Origin of the sequence: Paenibacillus sp. PK3_47, assembly GCF_023520895.1 — a bacterium.
GTDB lineage: Bacteria > Bacillota > Bacilli > Paenibacillales > Paenibacillaceae > Paenibacillus_AQ.
Genome location: NZ_CP026029.1, coordinates 1,641,419 through 1,657,730 on the forward strand (window position 1 = coordinate 1,641,419; position 16,312 = coordinate 1,657,730).

The window sequence follows — 16,312 nt, forward strand, 5'->3', positions numbered from 1 at the left end:
AACCTTCGCTTTCAGCATCGCTATTAAATCTTCACTTGTTTACACAAGTTCAGCTTAAAGGAATGTTCTAAAACGCAAATTCGTTTCGGTATCCAGTTTTCAAGGATCAAGTGTTCCGGATTTAACCCCGGAAGAAGATCATATCATATTTCAAAACCTCTTGACTACAAGCAAGTTTTGGAAAAGATATGCCTTTGAGAGCTTAAACTCTCAAAACTGAGCAACGAGTGAGCAACTAACCGACCGGTTAGATTTAAGATTTGAATGTTTCCGTTGCAGGAAACGATTCTCCATAGAAAGGAGGTGATCCAGCCGCACCTTCCGATACGGCTACCTTGTTACGACTTCACCCCAATCATCTACCCCACCTTCGGCGGCTGGCCCCCTTGCGGGTTACCTCACCGACTTCGGGTGTTGTAAACTCTCGTGGTGTGACGGGCGGTGTGTACAAGACCCGGGAACGTATTCACCGCGGCATGCTGATCCGCGATTACTAGCAATTCCGACTTCATGCAGGCGAGTTGCAGCCTGCAATCCGAACTGAGACCGGCTTTGCTGGGATTGGCTCCACCTCGCGGCTTCGCTTCCCGTTGTACCGGCCATTGTAGTACGTGTGTAGCCCAGGTCATAAGGGGCATGATGATTTGACGTCATCCCCACCTTCCTCCGGTTTGTCACCGGCAGTCACTCTAGAGTGCCCAGCCTTACCTGCTGGCAACTAAAGTCAAGGGTTGCGCTCGTTGCGGGACTTAACCCAACATCTCACGACACGAGCTGACGACAACCATGCACCACCTGTCTCCTCTGTCCCGAAGGCCGCCTCTATCTCTAGAGGATTCAGAGGGATGTCAAGACCTGGTAAGGTTCTTCGCGTTGCTTCGAATTAAACCACATACTCCACTGCTTGTGCGGGTCCCCGTCAATTCCTTTGAGTTTCAGTCTTGCGACCGTACTCCCCAGGCGGAGTGCTTACTGTGTTAACTTCGGCACCAAGGGTATCGAAACCCCTAACACCTAGCACTCATCGTTTACGGCGTGGACTACCAGGGTATCTAATCCTGTTTGCTCCCCACGCTTTCGCGCCTCAGCGTCAGTTACAGCCCAGAAAGTCGCCTTCGCCACTGGTGTTCCTCCACATCTCTACGCATTTCACCGCTACACGTGGAATTCCACTTTCCTCTTCTGTACTCAAGCGACCCAGTTTCCAGTGCGACCCCAGGTTGAGCCCAAGGTTTAAACACCAGACTTAAATCGCCGCCTGCGCGCGCTTTACGCCCAATAATTCCGGACAACGCTTGCCCCCTACGTATTACCGCGGCTGCTGGCACGTAGTTAGCCGGGGCTTTCTTCTCAGGTACCGTCACTCCGGCAGCAGTTACTCTACCGGACGTTCTTCCCTGGCAACAGAGCTTTACGATCCGAAAACCTTCATCACTCACGCGGCGTTGCTCCGTCAGGCTTTCGCCCATTGCGGAAGATTCCCTACTGCTGCCTCCCGTAGGAGTCTGGGCCGTGTCTCAGTCCCAGTGTGGCCGTTCACCCTCTCAGGTCGGCTACGCATCGTCGCCTTGGTGAGCCGTTACCTCACCAACTAGCTAATGCGCCGCAGGCCCATCCCGTAGTGACAGATTGCTCCGTCTTTCATTCTTTCTTCAGGAGAAAAAAGAAATTATCCGGTATTAGCTACCGTTTCCGGTAGTTATCCCAGGGCTATGGGGCAGGTTGCCTACGTGTTACTCACCCGTCCGCCGCTAAGCAACGGTTTCCCAAGGGAAACCGTTAGCTCCGCTCGACTTGCATGTATTAGGCACGCCGCCAGCGTTCGTCCTGAGCCAGGATCAAACTCTCCAATTAGGACGCTTGCGAAGCAAGCGTCGCCTGTATCCTCTTCAGTCCAGCTCAGCTGAGCGGATGAAGAGGATACAGTATAGAAAGAGCGATAGCTCATTTTGAAACATCTGACGAGAATTTGCATTCTCAGGATGAATTTCTAAAGCGTACGAGACGCTGTGAAAATCATCAATTTTTGGATCTCACCGAAGTGATTTCCAGGTACTCACTCGTTGTTCAGTTTTCAAAGATCAAGCTCGTCGTCACTGTCGATCGCCTCGTCAGCAGCAACTCTTATAATATATCATCTTTCGAAGATTAATGCAAGCTTTATTTTTTCAAAGCTTATTTTTCTTCATTCGGTCATTCCAATTTAGCTTGTGTTCAACGACCGGAATAAGAATATATCATATTTCGAAACAATCATGCAACCTGTATTTTCTTCCAGCCTGTATCTCTCTTTTATAACTTGCGGCCGGACAATTAATATAGCATTCCTATAACATGCAGCACAACACTCAAAATATCCCAATACATTAATACATACCTTTTTATAAAACACCCCCAGCTCCCGCATATAATAAACGCCGGACCTGAGGGCTTCTTCTATAGTATAGCCGATGAATCAATACAGCTTAGGCAGTTTGTCCAAGGTGACTGCGTAGGGATGATTATAAGCACCCCGGAGCTCCTCATTCGTTGTCCATTCTTCCGAAGAGCCATATTCATTGGACCAAGTCATGTACCACAACCACGGGACACGTGTTTCAGCAAGCATAGGAATGCTTGGTATTACCCCGATTTCTCCAAGCGCCGTCAACTTATTGGCTGGCGTTATTTTCACTAATCTTGAATATTCACTCTCCAAATCCGTATGGGTATGTTTTGGAGGATACAAATCCATGGAGATTACATCGCACACATCATCGCCCACATAGCCTTCCGCAAGCGGAGAATTCCAGACCCAGATCAGATTATTCAGTCCATGATAATTTGTATAGCGTTCGTACATAATACGGTACAGCTGTCTGGCAACCTCCGGTCCCTTGACTCCCCACCAGAACCAGTCTCCCTCAGCCTCGTGGAACGGGCGCCATAAAACCGGAATCCGCTGCTCGCAGAAAGGCTTAAGTAACTGCGCCATGTGGTCCATGTCGGCAATGAGTCTTGTATGCTCTTCCGTTCCTGCTATAACTGCCTGAGAAGCGTCAAAAGTGGTATTCTCGGCATAAAAACCTTTGTCACGGCTGCCGAACGGAGAGAACCAGTGCCAGGTAAAGGTGATCAGCCCGCGCTTGTTCAAGGCCCAGTCCCAGGCATTATCCAGCGTATTCTTATTCTCCTCCACCTCAATCAGGCAGTCTTCACCGGCATCACTGTAATTAATATTAGGAGAGTAAGCAAGCAGCTCAAATCCGCATAAGGCCGGGAGCTTTCCGGTAATATCTTCGATATAGTGCAGTTCTTTCTGCACCGTAGTCTGGGTGTGCTGGCCGGTCAGAATCCCCTTGCCGGACAACCCGCTTAAGTAGCGCAGCACGTTCTTCACTTCATTTATCGCATTAGGATTGCAGGGCGCAATCTGGATTTCATTATTCATAACTATTTTCTCCTGTCGCTCTAATCTTTATTAATTGACATTATCCCGCAATCGCTTAAGTATAAGGGCTGCCCGCGCGCGGCTTTCCGGACCTGTGCCGTATGAAGGAACAAACATCACTGCGTATAATAGACAGGCCCATTCCCGATTTAATAAAGTGGGTAACAGGCCCGGTAGAACCTGACAATAATAATTATTTGGAGGACCACAGTTCAATACGGTTTTTGATATGCTGAGTGTAGACTTCTTCCATCTCTTCAACGCCGGCCTTATCCAATTCCGCCATATAGGCATCCCAGATCTTATCGAATTCCTCCGGCTTGGCCATCACGGCTTCAGGAATCCGCTTCCAGGTAATGTCCTTCATTTTGGCTCCCAGAATGACAGCAGGATCGTCGCTGGCGAGTGACATCGTATAAGCCGCACCGTATGCTCTTGGCTCAAATTCCTCTTCGGCCGGGAAAAGATCCTTCCAGTGCTCCGCACCATAAGCCTTCAGCGTTTCCTTCTCCGGTTCACTGTAGCTGGCCGTCAGCTGTTCCGGATAACTGCGGGTGAAGTAATTGCCGGTCGAATCTTTGATTCCGTCCCCGTAATGGACCATCATATTCCAGTACAGCCCGACACCCGATTCTTTCTGGAATGCTGCATTATCAGTATCCATACGCTCCTGTACAGCCGGTATAATCACCCGTGTACCGTTTTCTACCGTATAATGCTTACCTTCGATTCCCCAGTTATTGAGAATCTGTCCTTCTTCAGAGGCCAGATAGTCAAGGAACCGGATCGCACGTACCGGGTCTTTACACTTGCTTGAGATCGAAATGCCGTAACCTCCGTCAAAGCCTGCCGGCCAAAAGCTGGTGTCTTTATATTCCTTGCTCATCGTAACCGGATAATGGCCGTAGGTCTGATCCAGCTTCCCTGCTGCCTTCAGCGCATTCTGGGCATCACCGTAATCCCATTCGGGATCAGCCAGTCCGAGTACCCTGCCCGAAGCTACCTTTGCCTTAAATTGGTCAGTCTTCTGCACAAAGCTCTCCGGATCAAGCAGCCCGATGTCGTTCATGTGGTTCAGCCAGCGGAAGTATTCCTTCTCCTCCGGACGGCGGAAATGATAAGTTGCCTCATGTGTTTCCTGATCAATGTAATATTCCCCGTCATCCGGTCCTCCGGTGGTCTGGAAACCCGCATTGGTCACCTGGTACATATGCCAGTCGTCCCCGTTAAGCGAAAATCCGATATTCTTATTGCCGTTTTCGTCCGTAGGGTACTTGGTGATATAATCCTGAATCACTTTTTCAAAATCCTTCACCGTCCGGATTTCGGGATAACCCGCCTCTTTGACGACACGGTGCTGAAGCTCAAAACCGCCGTCGGCTTTAAATTTCTTCTCATCCACCGCAGACCATGTCGGAACCGCATAGATCGCTTGATCCTCCAGACTGTATTTGGCACGCACCAGCTTGTCCCCCAGCATCTTTTTGATATTCGGGGCATGCTTGTCGATCAGCTCTGTCAAATCGATCACCGCACCGGCATCGACAAGCTTGCCGACATCCGATTTGGCAGCGATCAGATCCGGATAATTGCCAGTTGCGGCAATGAGCGAGATTTTCTGCACCGGATCGCCGACAGCAAACTCCGCATCCAGCGTTACACCGGTTTTTTCCGTAATAATTTTGCCGACCTCATCGTTCATGTTATTCCAGTTCGTGCTGGAATCCTCCGAGAAATACGTAAGTGTAACCGGCTTGGTATCTGTTCCGGACGCAGAGCCCTCTGCATTACCCGCCTCTCCCGCAGTGGAGCCGTTATTTCCGCCGCAGCCTGCAAGCGTTGATGCCAAAGTCAGTGCCAGTATGGAAGACAGCACCCGTTTGTTTTTTTCCGCCTTCATGAAGCTAACCCCCTATATAATAAGTAGAATGTACCTGTAACCTTGTATGAGACCGGCCGTTAGCCAGGGCACATCTGTTAAGCAAGTCCTAACTTTTTACCGCGCCGAGCGTCATCCCTTTGACAAAATATTTTTGCAGGAAAGGATAAACGATCAGAATCGGAACAGTGACTACGATCGTGATTGCCATTTTGACCGACTCCGGTGAGATTTGCGCCATACGCTCTGCCATATTCGCCGCGTCCTGGGAATTGGTTGCGCTTGAGGTCGTACTCTGCAAAATCTTCATTAACTCATACTGCAGTGTGGTCAAGGATTCATTGGAGCCGTTAAACAGATACGTATCGAACCAGGAATTCCATTGGCCGACCGCGAGAAACAGAGCTACCGTCGCTAATGCCGGCTTGCACAAAGGCAGAATAACGCGCCAGTAGATGGTAAAGTCGTTGGCCCCGTCCAGCTTCGCCGATTCCTGCAGGGCATACGGCAGTCCGTCGATAAACGAGCGGATCACGAAGATATTAAACGCGCTTACAAGACCAGGCAGAATATAGACAGCAAAGGTATTGATCAGATGCAGATCCCGCATCAGGATGAATCCCGGAATCAGGCCCCCGGACACATACATCGTCACTGCAAGGAACATGGACACAAACCTTCTCGCCTGAAAATCGCTCCGCGCAAGCGTAAATGCCAGCATGGAACCGCTGACCAGCCCTGCGAGCGTACCGATGACCGTGCGGAGAATGGATATTTTAAAGCCGGTAATAAGAGTCCCGTAAGTAAAAATCAGACTGAAGTTATCCAGGGTAAACTGCCTCGGCCAGATGGTAATGCCGCCCCGGACGGTATCCACTGAATCGTTAAGCGAGATCGCCAGCACGTTCAGGAACGGATACAGCGTCAGTACAGTCACAACGATCATGGTAAAATACACGACGATTTCAAGTAGCCGGTCCTGCGGCGATTTCGCCTGGCGGTTTGTTTTTAACCGGCGGGCCGGCGCACTGCTGTTACTGCTGTTCACGAATCCCATGTCATCCTTCCCCCCTACATGATGCTTTCATTTGTAAAACGCTTGAAGATTCCGTTCGCCGCAAACAGCAGCAGCAGGCTGATCACCGAGTTGAAGATATTGATCGCCGTCCCGAAGGAATACCTTCCCATGGCCAAACCATAATTAAGCGCATACAAATCAAGCACCTCAGAGTAATCGATGACAAGGTGATTGCCCAGCAGGAACTGCTTTTCGAACCCTGTCCCGAGCAGATGCCCGATGGACATGATCAGCAGGACAATGATGGTCGGCCGGATTCCCGGCAGCGTGATATGCCACATTTGCCGGAAACGGCTCGCGCCGTCGACCCGTGCAGCTTCATATAATTCAGGACCAATGCCCGAGATGGCCGCGAGATAGATAATCGCATTCCAGCCTGTTTCCTTCCAAATATCCGCACCGGTGACGATTCCCCAGAACAGATGGCCCTGGGCCATGAACTGGATTGGCTGATCAATAATGTGCAGGCCGAGCAGAATATCATTGATGACACCGCCGTCTGTAGAGAGCATTTTGCTGACAATTCCGGCAGCCACCACCCAGGAGACAAAATGCGGAAGATAAGACACAGTCTGCACGAACCTTTTCATGGCCTGGACCCGGACCTCATTCAGCAGCAGGGCAAAAACGACCGGTACAACCAATCCGGCAATCAGCCCCATGAAGCTCATAGCGAGCGTGTTGCGCAGGACCTGGTAGAAGTGCTCATCTGCAAACAGCGCGCGGAAGTGCTCAAAGCCTACCCATTTCTGTTCAAAAAAGCTTAACCCCGGCTTATATTTCTGGAAGGCCATGGTCCAGCCCCATAAAGGAAGATACTGAAAGACAAACGCCCACAATACGAAGGGTATGGACATAAGATAGAGATACTTCTGATTTTTAAATTCCCTCCAGGCATTCTTTTTGGCTGGTTTGTATACGGTTTCGGTACTTGGTGTGATCGTTTTCATGCTTCCTCCCCTCTCTCTTGATTACAATCATAATTCAGAGGGAAGACGGAACCCATACTGCGGATTTCGGATAAAATCATACACAAACTATGGATTTTTATAGTCTGAGGGAGAGCGGCCCTCGTATTTTTTAAATTTGCTGAAAAAGTAATTCACACTGCCGTAACCGACATGCTCGGCCACTTCATAGACCTTCATCCCCTGATCCAGCAGCTCTTTGGCTTTGCCGATGCGGACCTTGTCCAGGTAGGTGTTAAAATATTCGCCTGTTTTGTTACGGAACAATTGTCCCAAGTAAGGGGTACTGTAATTTAGCAGGCCGGCCATCGTGGAAAGCCTCAAGTCCTCCGAATAATGCCTGTGAATAAAGCCGAGCATTTGCCTGATTTCCTGATCCTTGCCCTTGGGTCCCGTGTCCTCCGCAAATTCCAGCAGGAAAGAATGGGTCTCTTCCAGGAGATCCGTCAAATAATCATGCTGATAAATCCGGTCCAAAAACCTTGAGACCCGCTCCATTGCTTTCAACTCTATGCGGGAAGCCGCAGCCAGCTTATGAATGATCGCGTTGCACAAAAAGAAGAAGGACTGTTTGACCTGCTTCTCCTCCTGTTCCTGCCTGCAAAATAAAAGCGCAGCCTCATTCAGCAGCGGCAGCACCATCGTCCTGCTGCCTGCATCGAGGCTGTAATACAGACGGAAGATTAAATCGTCCAGCTGCTTGTCAAACTCACCTTCAGCCTTGGCGGCGGCAGGCTCCGGCGCAGCAAAAAGAGTACGGCCCGGCTCAAGCAGAGTCCCCTTCCTGCCAAAGAAGGCCTGCTTCACTGCTTCCTGCGCCTTCGCATAGGCACTGTAAATATGTCCGGGTTCACGGACGGTTCCTCCGGTAGCCGCACTAAACGGGATATCTCCTGCGGTGCTCTGAATCTCGGCGTACAGGCTGTCCCGCCGCTGCCTTCCGTACAAGGGGGTGTTCAGCAGCAGGATCATATGAGCCGGGAAGACGGTTACGATCCCTCTTCCTTCAACGGCTTGCCGGAGGCCTGCCGCCAGGTGCTGCAGCTGTTCCGCACGCTCCCCTTCTGACACCCGCAGGGCAATAACAACGATCTCGTAATGGCTCCACAGCAGCTCGGCATCCCCGAGTTTGCTCCGCAGTACAGCCGGGTCTTCCGGCATCTCCCGGGGAGCCAGCAGACGGTGCAGATACACCTCCCGGTCAGTCCCCCCTTCCATATCCCTATCCCTCCGCTGGTGTTCCTCTTCAATCCGCATACGCACCTGCTTCAGGGTAGCCGACATCTCGGTGACATTCACCGGCTTCACCAGATACCCCTCTACTCCATATTTAATGGCCTGCTTGGCATATTCAAAGTCGGCATAGCCGCTGAGAATAATACAATGCATCCGATGACCGGCTGAGCGCAGCTGCTGGATGAGCTGCAGACCGTCCATCACCGGCATCCGGATGTCGGCAATAACGAGCTCCGGCGCTTCTTCCCCGATAATCTTCAGGGCATCCCTGCCGTTGCCTGCTGCCGCAATAACAGTGAATCCGAGACTCTCCCACGGAATCAGTGTCTGCAGCCCCTGCCTGAGCTTGGGCTCATCGTCCACAATTACAACCTTAATCACTAGGCATACCTCCCGGAATAAAAAATGTGATGGTCGTGCCTGCCTCCTGCGTGCTTGCAATTTGCAGGGCACTGGCTTCCCCGTACAGCAGAACGAGCCGGTCGTTCACATTCCGCAGGCCGATCCGCTGGCTCTCCCGCTCATGTACGGCTCCGGCAAGCTCTGACCGGATATCTGCAAGACGGTCTGCCGGGAACCCGGCGCCATTGTCATATACTTTGAAGATGGCTCCTTCCGGCATTTTACGGACTTCCACGGCAATGACCGCGCCTTCTTCGCGGTTATCCAGACCGTGAAGGATCGAATTTTCCGCTAACGGCTGAATAATCAGCGGGGGAACCGCCATTTCCTGCAGGCCCGGATCAACCGTGATGTGATACGTCAGACGGTCTTCATACCGGAACTTTTGCAGGTCGAGATAACTGCGTACCCGCTCCACCTCTTCGCGGAGCGGAATATTGCCGTTCCCCGCCTCCAGACTGCTCCGCAGCAGTGTACTCAGCAGCCATACCGCCTCCCCGATATCATCCTGCTTGCGGATGTGGGCTTCCATCCGGATAGATTCCAGTGCGTTAAAAAGAAAATGCGGATGAATCTGGCTGGCCAGCATTTTAAATCTGATTTCGTTTTGTTTCTGCTCCACCAGCATTTTCTGATGATTGCTCTCCTTCACTTCCCCGACCAGATCATGCACGCTTCTGAGCAGCGCATTAAATTGTTTGGAGAGAAGACCGACCTCATCTTTACCGTCGATATGGATATACGTCTCCCAGGACCCCGCCCCCACTTTGGACATATGCCTGCTTAAGCGAAGCAGCCTCCGCGATAACAGCAGCGCGGATGCGTAGATAAGCACCACGGCAAACAGCAGACTTACCGTTATGACGACTGTCCCAAGCCGGATGACCTGATTGGCTTCGCGGGTAATCTCGGAGACGGTAAACACGGAAATAACCCGCAGCCCGTTCCAGCTGTTCTCCGGGTTAAGGTTCGCAATAACCACCTTCGAAGCTTTGCCGCCCACGTCTGTGTCATAGCTGCCCTCCTGCCGGGAGAAAATCTCTGCATCGCCTTTAACCGCTGACAGACTCTTTCCGGACAACCCCGGATCATTGGAGCCGACAACCCGGTTCCGGTCATCCACAATCAGCGTAGTGAAAGACTCCTGCTCCAGAATGGAGTTCAACTGCTGCTGGTCCACATTGATGGCAAGCACCCCTGTTTGTCCTGTGGTTTCCAGCGGGAATGAACGGATAAGGCTGAGCTGGCCGGTGCCGTACCGTTCATCCGGGATGAGGCTCCAGCCGGTCAGCCCCTTCTGTGCCAATGCCTCCCTGTACCAGGTCTCTTCCATAACCGCCTTGTCCGGCTGGATGAATTCCCAATTGTTGAGCGCAGTCGGATTCACGGCATATACACGGATACCGGAAATCTCCTTATACAACTGGATATAATCACGGATATCCGTATACTCCCGGTAGGCCTGAATTACTTCGCCGTAATCGGCATACTCCCGTGAAGCTACCCGCTTCATCCGGTTATCGAACGTCAGCCGGTAAGAGATGTCCAGCGGAACCTTGAGCAGCTCCTCCGTCCGTTGACGGACACGCTCCACATTATCCGATACCTGCATAAAGGCATCATTGATAACAAATTCCCTGAGCTTTCCGGTCAAAAATACCCCCGATAACACCAGCGGAAGAACCGCAGCCGAAATAAAGGTGAACGCCAGCTTTTTCTTCATCTTCATATCATTCATCATCCGGACAAAAAACATGGATCATCCTCCCGGGCCAGTTCATAGGCTTCTGCACGCAAAAATACCCCTGATCATACAGAAAGGGGTACAGTCTATCGGTGGCCTTATATGGTTCAGAACATGGTTTAATACTCGATCCCCTCATGCCAGCTGTCTGCCAGTTCTACAAAAATGATATATTACATCCGGGCAGGGAGTACATGGCATAGTACTGACTAATTATGTTATAATGCTGGATGTTTATTTGGCACCGAGGAGAATGACTATGATAGAGTACCTGCCGCACAGTGAACAGCATACAGAACTTTACCTTAACCAGTTCGGCATAGAAGAATGTATTTCAGGCCACTGCTTCGGCCCTGCGGTAAGAAGCCATTACCTGCTCCATTATGTCTTGAGCGGGGAGGGGCGCTATGAAGTCGGCGGAACGGAATACCGGCTGCAGAAGGGACAGGGCTTTTTGATTGTCCCCGGTGTTGTCACCCGTTATCAGGCAGACCAGGACGACCCGTGGTCTTACTGCTGGTTCGGCTTTGACGGGACATTGACCGGGCTGCTGCTTCAGCAGGCAGGGTTAAGCAAGACTGCCCCCATCTTCAGTTATGAACGCGACGATCAGATTGTTACGTATTTGCAGCAGATGAAAGAGTCCCAGGGATTTGCCAAAGCCCGGGAGACCCGGCTTACAGGGCTGCTGTATTTATTATTGTCGCTGCTGGTGGAATATGGACCGGTAACTTTCCCTGAAACAAGCGGGAGCCGGGCAGAAGATTACATCAGACAAGTGAAGGATTTTATCGAAATCAATTATCCCCGCAAAATAACCGTCCAAGACATCGCCCAGTGCATAGGTCTTAACCGGAGCTACCTGAACTCTCTGTTCAAACAGCAGATGCATACCAGTATTCAGAGTTACCTGATTCACTACCGTGTCCATAAAGCCTGTGAAATGATTGAAAATACCGGGTTGTCCATAGCGGATATCTCCCGGTCTGTAGGGTATACGGATGCATTATTATTCTCCAAAGTTTTTAAAAAGGTGATGGGCTCTTCCCCGAAGCATTACCGGGCCGAGCATGATCCCGAAAAGGGGCGGTTGTCATGAGCTGGTTAAATGATCTATATCAGTTGCAGAATCAGAAAGCGAAGAAGGAGACCGAGTCTGCCCTGGTCAATGCCGTCTTCCGGGTCTATGACCGGTTTCCCAGGCTTGGCCTCAGAGAGCGGACCGGTCAGCAGGATATGTCGCTAGATATAGTTGATGCATATATTAATGGACGTAACGCGATGATCGAAGCCGGTGTCGGGATCGGAAAATCTTTTGCCTACCTGATCCCCGGCCTGCTCATTAATCGTATCTCGCAGCAGCCCGTAATCATCGCGACCTCCTCCATACAGCTCTCTGAGCAGATCCATAAAGACCTCAGGCTGATTGGAAGCCGGCTTGGCTTCTCCACAGTGCGCTCTGTAGTCGGTAAAGGGATGGGGCAATATGCCTGCCGTCTAAGGGCAGCGGACTTGTTAGGGCCGGATGAAGCTGGCTCTTCCCTGTCCGGACTTGCCCGGCGGGTTGTGGATTTTGAGATTGATGAGCGGGCAGATATCAAAAGCGGGGTCAGCGATGCGGAATGGTCGGGCGTAAATGTGAATGATTGCAAATTCGAGCGCTGTCACTACAGGAGCACCTGCCTGTTCTACGGTATGAGATTCAAAATGAACGCCAAAGCCGGCGATATTGACTTCATTATTGTGAACCAGGATTTGCTTATCCGGGATTTAATGAAGAAAAAGGAAGGCACCCAGGGGTTAATCAGTGAACGCCCCGCGCTGATCGTTATCGATGAGGCTCATAATCTGGAAGCAAAGGTCAGGGATGCAGGAACGCTCGAATTCACCTACAGAAGATCTGTCCGTATTCTGGAGGACACGGTGCAGATTCTTTTCAAGCAATCGCGGGATAAGGATCTGATGTCCCGATTCAAATTTGTCAAAAGAAGCTTCGGCGTAATCTTCAAGCAGATCGAAGCGGATTTGCACCATACAGCCAGGCAGGATAATGACCGCATCAAAATATCGGATATCCGCGGCGTACCGCTCACCCGGGTGCTGCAGGATTTAAAGGATTTCTCCCTCAGCCTGTCGGTTCTTGCATCCCGGAATGAGCGGGAGATTGACGAGCTTTTTGAAGCCGTGAACGGGCTGGTCAAGCTTACGGCGATACTGGCCGGTTCAGAGGAGAACTATCTCAGTTGGGCCAGCACAGCCCTGAGGGAAGCTGTTATCAGCATCTGTCCCAAAAATATCAGCCAGTTTCTGAAATACACCTTATTTAAGGGTAAAACCTCAGTGATCTTAACGTCTGCAACGATGTGCCAGGGCGGCGAAACACTGGAAGAGCAATACTCGTATCTGACGCAATCTCTCGGTTACAGGGGAGATTATATGGAGCGCCAGCCCTCACCTTTTGATTACGACAGCCATGCCATGATGTATATCTCCAGGGACGTCCCCTACTATAACCATGAGAACCGCGAAGGTTATCTTGAAGCGGCATACAAGGAAATGATGAGGCTGTGCAATCTGACGGGCGGACGGACACTGGTGCTTTTCTCAGCCAAAGAGGATATGAAGTATGTTCATAAGAAGCTCCGCTCCGAGCGGCTGTCCTGGGCGCTGCATATGCAAAAGGAGGGCTCGTCCCAGGACGGGGTTATCGCAGAATTCCGGGACAGCAAAGGCGTTCTGCTCAGCACCGGTGTGTTCTGGGAAGGGATCAACATTGAGGGCTCCGACCTGTCGCAGGTCATCGTGTTCCGTCTGCCTTTCCGGTGCCTTCCGATCCTGTCTATGAATACAAGGCCTCCATGGCAGGCAACGCCTTGAAAGAGGTGTTTGTACCGGACATGCTGCTCCGCCTGAGACAGGGTACCGGACGTCTGATCCGCAGTGAAACGGACCTCGGTGTGCTCAGCATTCTCGACTCCCGTCTGTCTGCTGCAGCCCGTAAGGATTACCGGAACACCGTGCTGGAGGCTTTGCCTTTTAAAAAAGTTACCGAGGATTTCTCTGTGCTGGAGAGGTTTGTGAAGGAGAAGCGCATTAGGCCTACCCCTTAACCAGCTTCCCGCGGACCCGGGTCGAGAAATACTCAATAATCAGAATCAGCACGACAAGCCCGATCAGAATGGAACCGACCTGATCCCATTTGTAGCTCCGCATGGCGAAAATAAGCGGCGCACCGATCCCGCCGGCGCCGACCAGGCCCAGAATCGAAGCCTCGCGCATGTTCATGTCAAAGCGGTAAATGATCACCGACAGGAAGGTCGACATGAGCTGCGGGATGATGCCGAAGCGGATTTTTTCAAAAGTAGTACAGCCTACCGAGGTCATCGACTCCAGGACACGTGTATCCAGCTCCTCAATGGCGTCCACATACAGCTTGGCCAGCATCCCGATCGAGGTGATCCCCACTGTCAGTACTCCGGCAAAGGCTCCGGGTCCGGTTACACGGATTAACATGAGACCGTACACCAGCGCCGGTACAGTGCGGATCACGATCAGCACAAGTCTCGTAATCCAGGATACGGGCTTTGGCACGATATTGGACGCTGCGAGGAAAGCAAGAGGCACAGCCAGTACTGCACCTACCACCGTTCCCAGAAAGGCAATCGCCATTGTCTCCAGCAGCAGATACAGCACACTCTGTTTCGATACGTTGAACAGCAGCTCTGTATCCGGATGGGTCAGGCCGTACATAATATTTTTGGCGATTTTCAGGCCGCTTTGTTCAATTTGGTTAAAGTTAACCGCCGTCAATGACCATAAGAACAACGCGGCGACTATCGCCGCAATCGTCCCCAGGTACAGCCCTTTGCGGGGAGCGGCTGACAGTTGTTTTTCAATGGTGTTCATGAATATAACGTCTCCCTTAAATAAGCTTTTTGCGGAAATGCTCGCTGACTCTTTCAATCACATATACCGTGACAATCAGAACCAGAATAATCATTCCGACTGCAGGGTAATCCCGCCAGCCGAGCCCCTCGTTAATGAGCAGGCCGATACCGCCGGCGCCGACATAACCGAGAATGGCCGCATACCGCACATTTCCTTCAAAACAGTACAGGGATGTTGAGATATAGCCTGGAAGCACCTGCGGCATAATGGCAAAGCGGAAAGCCTCCAGCCTTGTCATGCCAAGCGACTCCATCGCTTCAAAAGCCCCCATATCCACATTTTCAATCTGTTCATAGAGCAGCTTGCCGACGTAAGAGATCGTAAACAGCATAATCGCCACTGTTCCCGCCATTGGTCCAAGACCGAACACGAAGGTTGCAATAAGCGCCGAGACGAGCGTCGGAAGGGTGCGCAGCAGACTGAGTACCGCCTTGCTGAGGATGATGATAATCTTCGACTGTACAATATTGGAGGCCGCCGCCACCGCCACAGGCAGTGCAATCAAGGCACCGATGATGGAGCCGAGCAGCGACATTTTGATCGTATCCAGCAGCGGGGACCAAATCCGCGGCAAGCTTCCCCAATCCGGCGGAATCATCGCCCATATAATCGTAAAGAACTGATGGATCCGTTTAAAAAGCACCGGAAAGCTGAAGCCTGTAAACTGTGCCGACAATACCGTCAAAACAATCAATATAAGGACTATGAGCGGCGTACGGGACCGCTTCTGCAGCACGATTTTTCCGCCGGGGAGCACGATCTGTTTGGGGGGGAAAAGTTTATCGAACATGGGCCGCCTGCTCCTCTATGGCTGCTTTCTCCGCTTCCCAGTTTCCGCCGTAAATTTCCTGGAGAATCTCCTGGGTTACTTCAGAGCTGTCCCCGTCAAATACAACGGCCCCCTTGCGGATGCCGATAATCCGGTCAGCATACTCCAGTGCAATCTCGACATGATGGATATTCATAATGACGGAGATGTCCATATCCTCATTAATTCTCCGGAAGTCATCCATAACGATGCGGGCAGTTACCGGGTCGAGGGAAGCAATCGGCTCATCTGCCAGGATGATATCCGGATTCTGGGCCAGTGTGCGCGCCAGCGCCACACGCTGCTGCTGCCCGCCGGACAACTGGTCGACGCGGACGAAAGCTTTATCCAGGATCCCCACTTTGTCGAGGGCTTCCAGCGCTTTGATTTTATGTTCCTTTTGAAAGATTCCCGTCAGCTTCCGCCACAGGGGAAGGTCCGGCACAAAAGATACCAGGACATTGTTGATCACCGTCGTGCGGGTTACAAGATTAAAGGACTGAAATATCATCCCGATTCTGCGGCGGAATTTACGGATATGGCGTCCCTTCAGCTTCGCTACATCGACATCATCAACCAGGAGGGTACCGCTGGAAATATCATGTATACGGTTAATGCAACGGATTAACGTTGACTTCCCGGCTCCCGAAAGGCCGATGACGGCAACGAATTCACCTTGCTTGATTTTCAAATTAATGTTGCTCAGCGCTGTGGTGCCGTTTGTATACGTTTTGGTCACATTCATAAACTGAATCATGGGGCGTTCAATCCTTTAGTAAAAGTTTGGAGTAGCAAAAAATGAGAACATCATGATCTCAT

General features: G+C 51.3%; 10 protein-coding genes, 1 rRNA gene and 1 pseudogene. 2 read left to right on the forward strand and 10 right to left on the reverse strand.

Annotation, left to right across the window (positions count from 1 at the left end):
* Positions 1-296 precede the first annotated feature (296 nt).
* The 7 genes from C2I18_RS07380 to C2I18_RS07410 form a co-directional block, all read right to left on the reverse strand.
* Positions 297-1,854, reverse strand: a 16S ribosomal RNA gene (locus C2I18_RS07380).
* Between the two features lie 601 nt (positions 1,855-2,455).
* On the reverse strand, positions 2,456-3,430 hold the full coding sequence (locus C2I18_RS07385; RefSeq protein WP_249900612.1) for a glycosyl hydrolase: 975 nt from the start codon (positions 3,428-3,430) through the stop codon (positions 2,456-2,458).
* A 193-nt stretch (positions 3,431-3,623) separates the two neighbouring features.
* Positions 3,624-5,330, reverse strand: a complete 1,707-nt coding sequence (locus tag C2I18_RS07390; protein WP_249900613.1) for an ABC transporter substrate-binding protein — start codon at positions 5,328-5,330, stop codon at positions 3,624-3,626.
* Between the two features lie 88 nt (positions 5,331-5,418).
* Positions 5,419-6,255 (reverse strand): carbohydrate ABC transporter permease, encoded by an 837-nt coding sequence (locus C2I18_RS07395; RefSeq protein ID WP_481857924.1) that lies wholly within the window; start codon positions 6,253-6,255, stop codon positions 5,419-5,421.
* 125 nt (positions 6,256-6,380) lie between these two features.
* Entirely contained in the window at positions 6,381-7,337 is a 957-nt protein-coding gene (locus C2I18_RS07400) for an ABC transporter permease (RefSeq protein ID WP_249900615.1), read from the reverse strand.
* Positions 7,338-7,424: 87 nt separating this feature from the next.
* Complete coding sequence (locus C2I18_RS07405) at positions 7,425-8,972, reverse strand: response regulator transcription factor (protein WP_249900616.1); 1,548 nt, start codon at positions 8,970-8,972, stop codon at positions 7,425-7,427.
* On the reverse strand, positions 8,965-10,749 hold the full coding sequence (locus tag C2I18_RS07410; RefSeq protein ID WP_249900617.1) for a cache domain-containing sensor histidine kinase: 1,785 nt from the start codon (positions 10,747-10,749) through the stop codon (positions 8,965-8,967). Before C2I18_RS07410 ends, C2I18_RS07405 begins: the two co-directional genes overlap by 8 nt.
* 247 nt (positions 10,750-10,996) lie before the next feature.
* Between C2I18_RS07410 and C2I18_RS07415 the strand changes: the two genes are divergently transcribed.
* Both C2I18_RS07415 and C2I18_RS29710 read left to right on the forward strand, forming a co-directional pair.
* Complete coding sequence (locus C2I18_RS07415) at positions 10,997-11,836, forward strand: AraC family transcriptional regulator (protein WP_249900618.1); 840 nt, start codon at positions 10,997-10,999, stop codon at positions 11,834-11,836.
* A 182-nt stretch (positions 11,837-12,018) separates the two neighbouring features.
* A pseudogene (locus C2I18_RS29710) lies at positions 12,019-13,847 on the forward strand (ATP-dependent DNA helicase).
* On the opposite strand, the gene phnE (C2I18_RS07425) reads toward C2I18_RS29710, so the two are convergent.
* From phnE (C2I18_RS07425) to phnC, 3 genes are read right to left on the reverse strand one after another with little or no spacing between them, the layout of a single operon-like run.
* Positions 13,837-14,643, reverse strand: a complete 807-nt coding sequence (phnE, locus tag C2I18_RS07425; protein ID WP_249900619.1) for a phosphonate ABC transporter, permease protein PhnE — start codon at positions 14,641-14,643, stop codon at positions 13,837-13,839. The pseudogene C2I18_RS29710 and the gene phnE (C2I18_RS07425) overlap by 11 nt on opposite strands.
* Positions 14,644-14,659: 16 nt before the next feature.
* Complete coding sequence (gene phnE, locus C2I18_RS07430) at positions 14,660-15,475, reverse strand: phosphonate ABC transporter, permease protein PhnE (protein WP_249900620.1); 816 nt, start codon at positions 15,473-15,475, stop codon at positions 14,660-14,662.
* On the reverse strand, positions 15,465-16,250 hold the full coding sequence (gene phnC, locus C2I18_RS07435; protein WP_249900621.1) for a phosphonate ABC transporter ATP-binding protein: 786 nt from the start codon (positions 16,248-16,250) through the stop codon (positions 15,465-15,467). Before phnC ends, phnE (C2I18_RS07430) begins: the two co-directional genes overlap by 11 nt.
* Positions 16,251-16,312 lie beyond the last annotated feature (62 nt).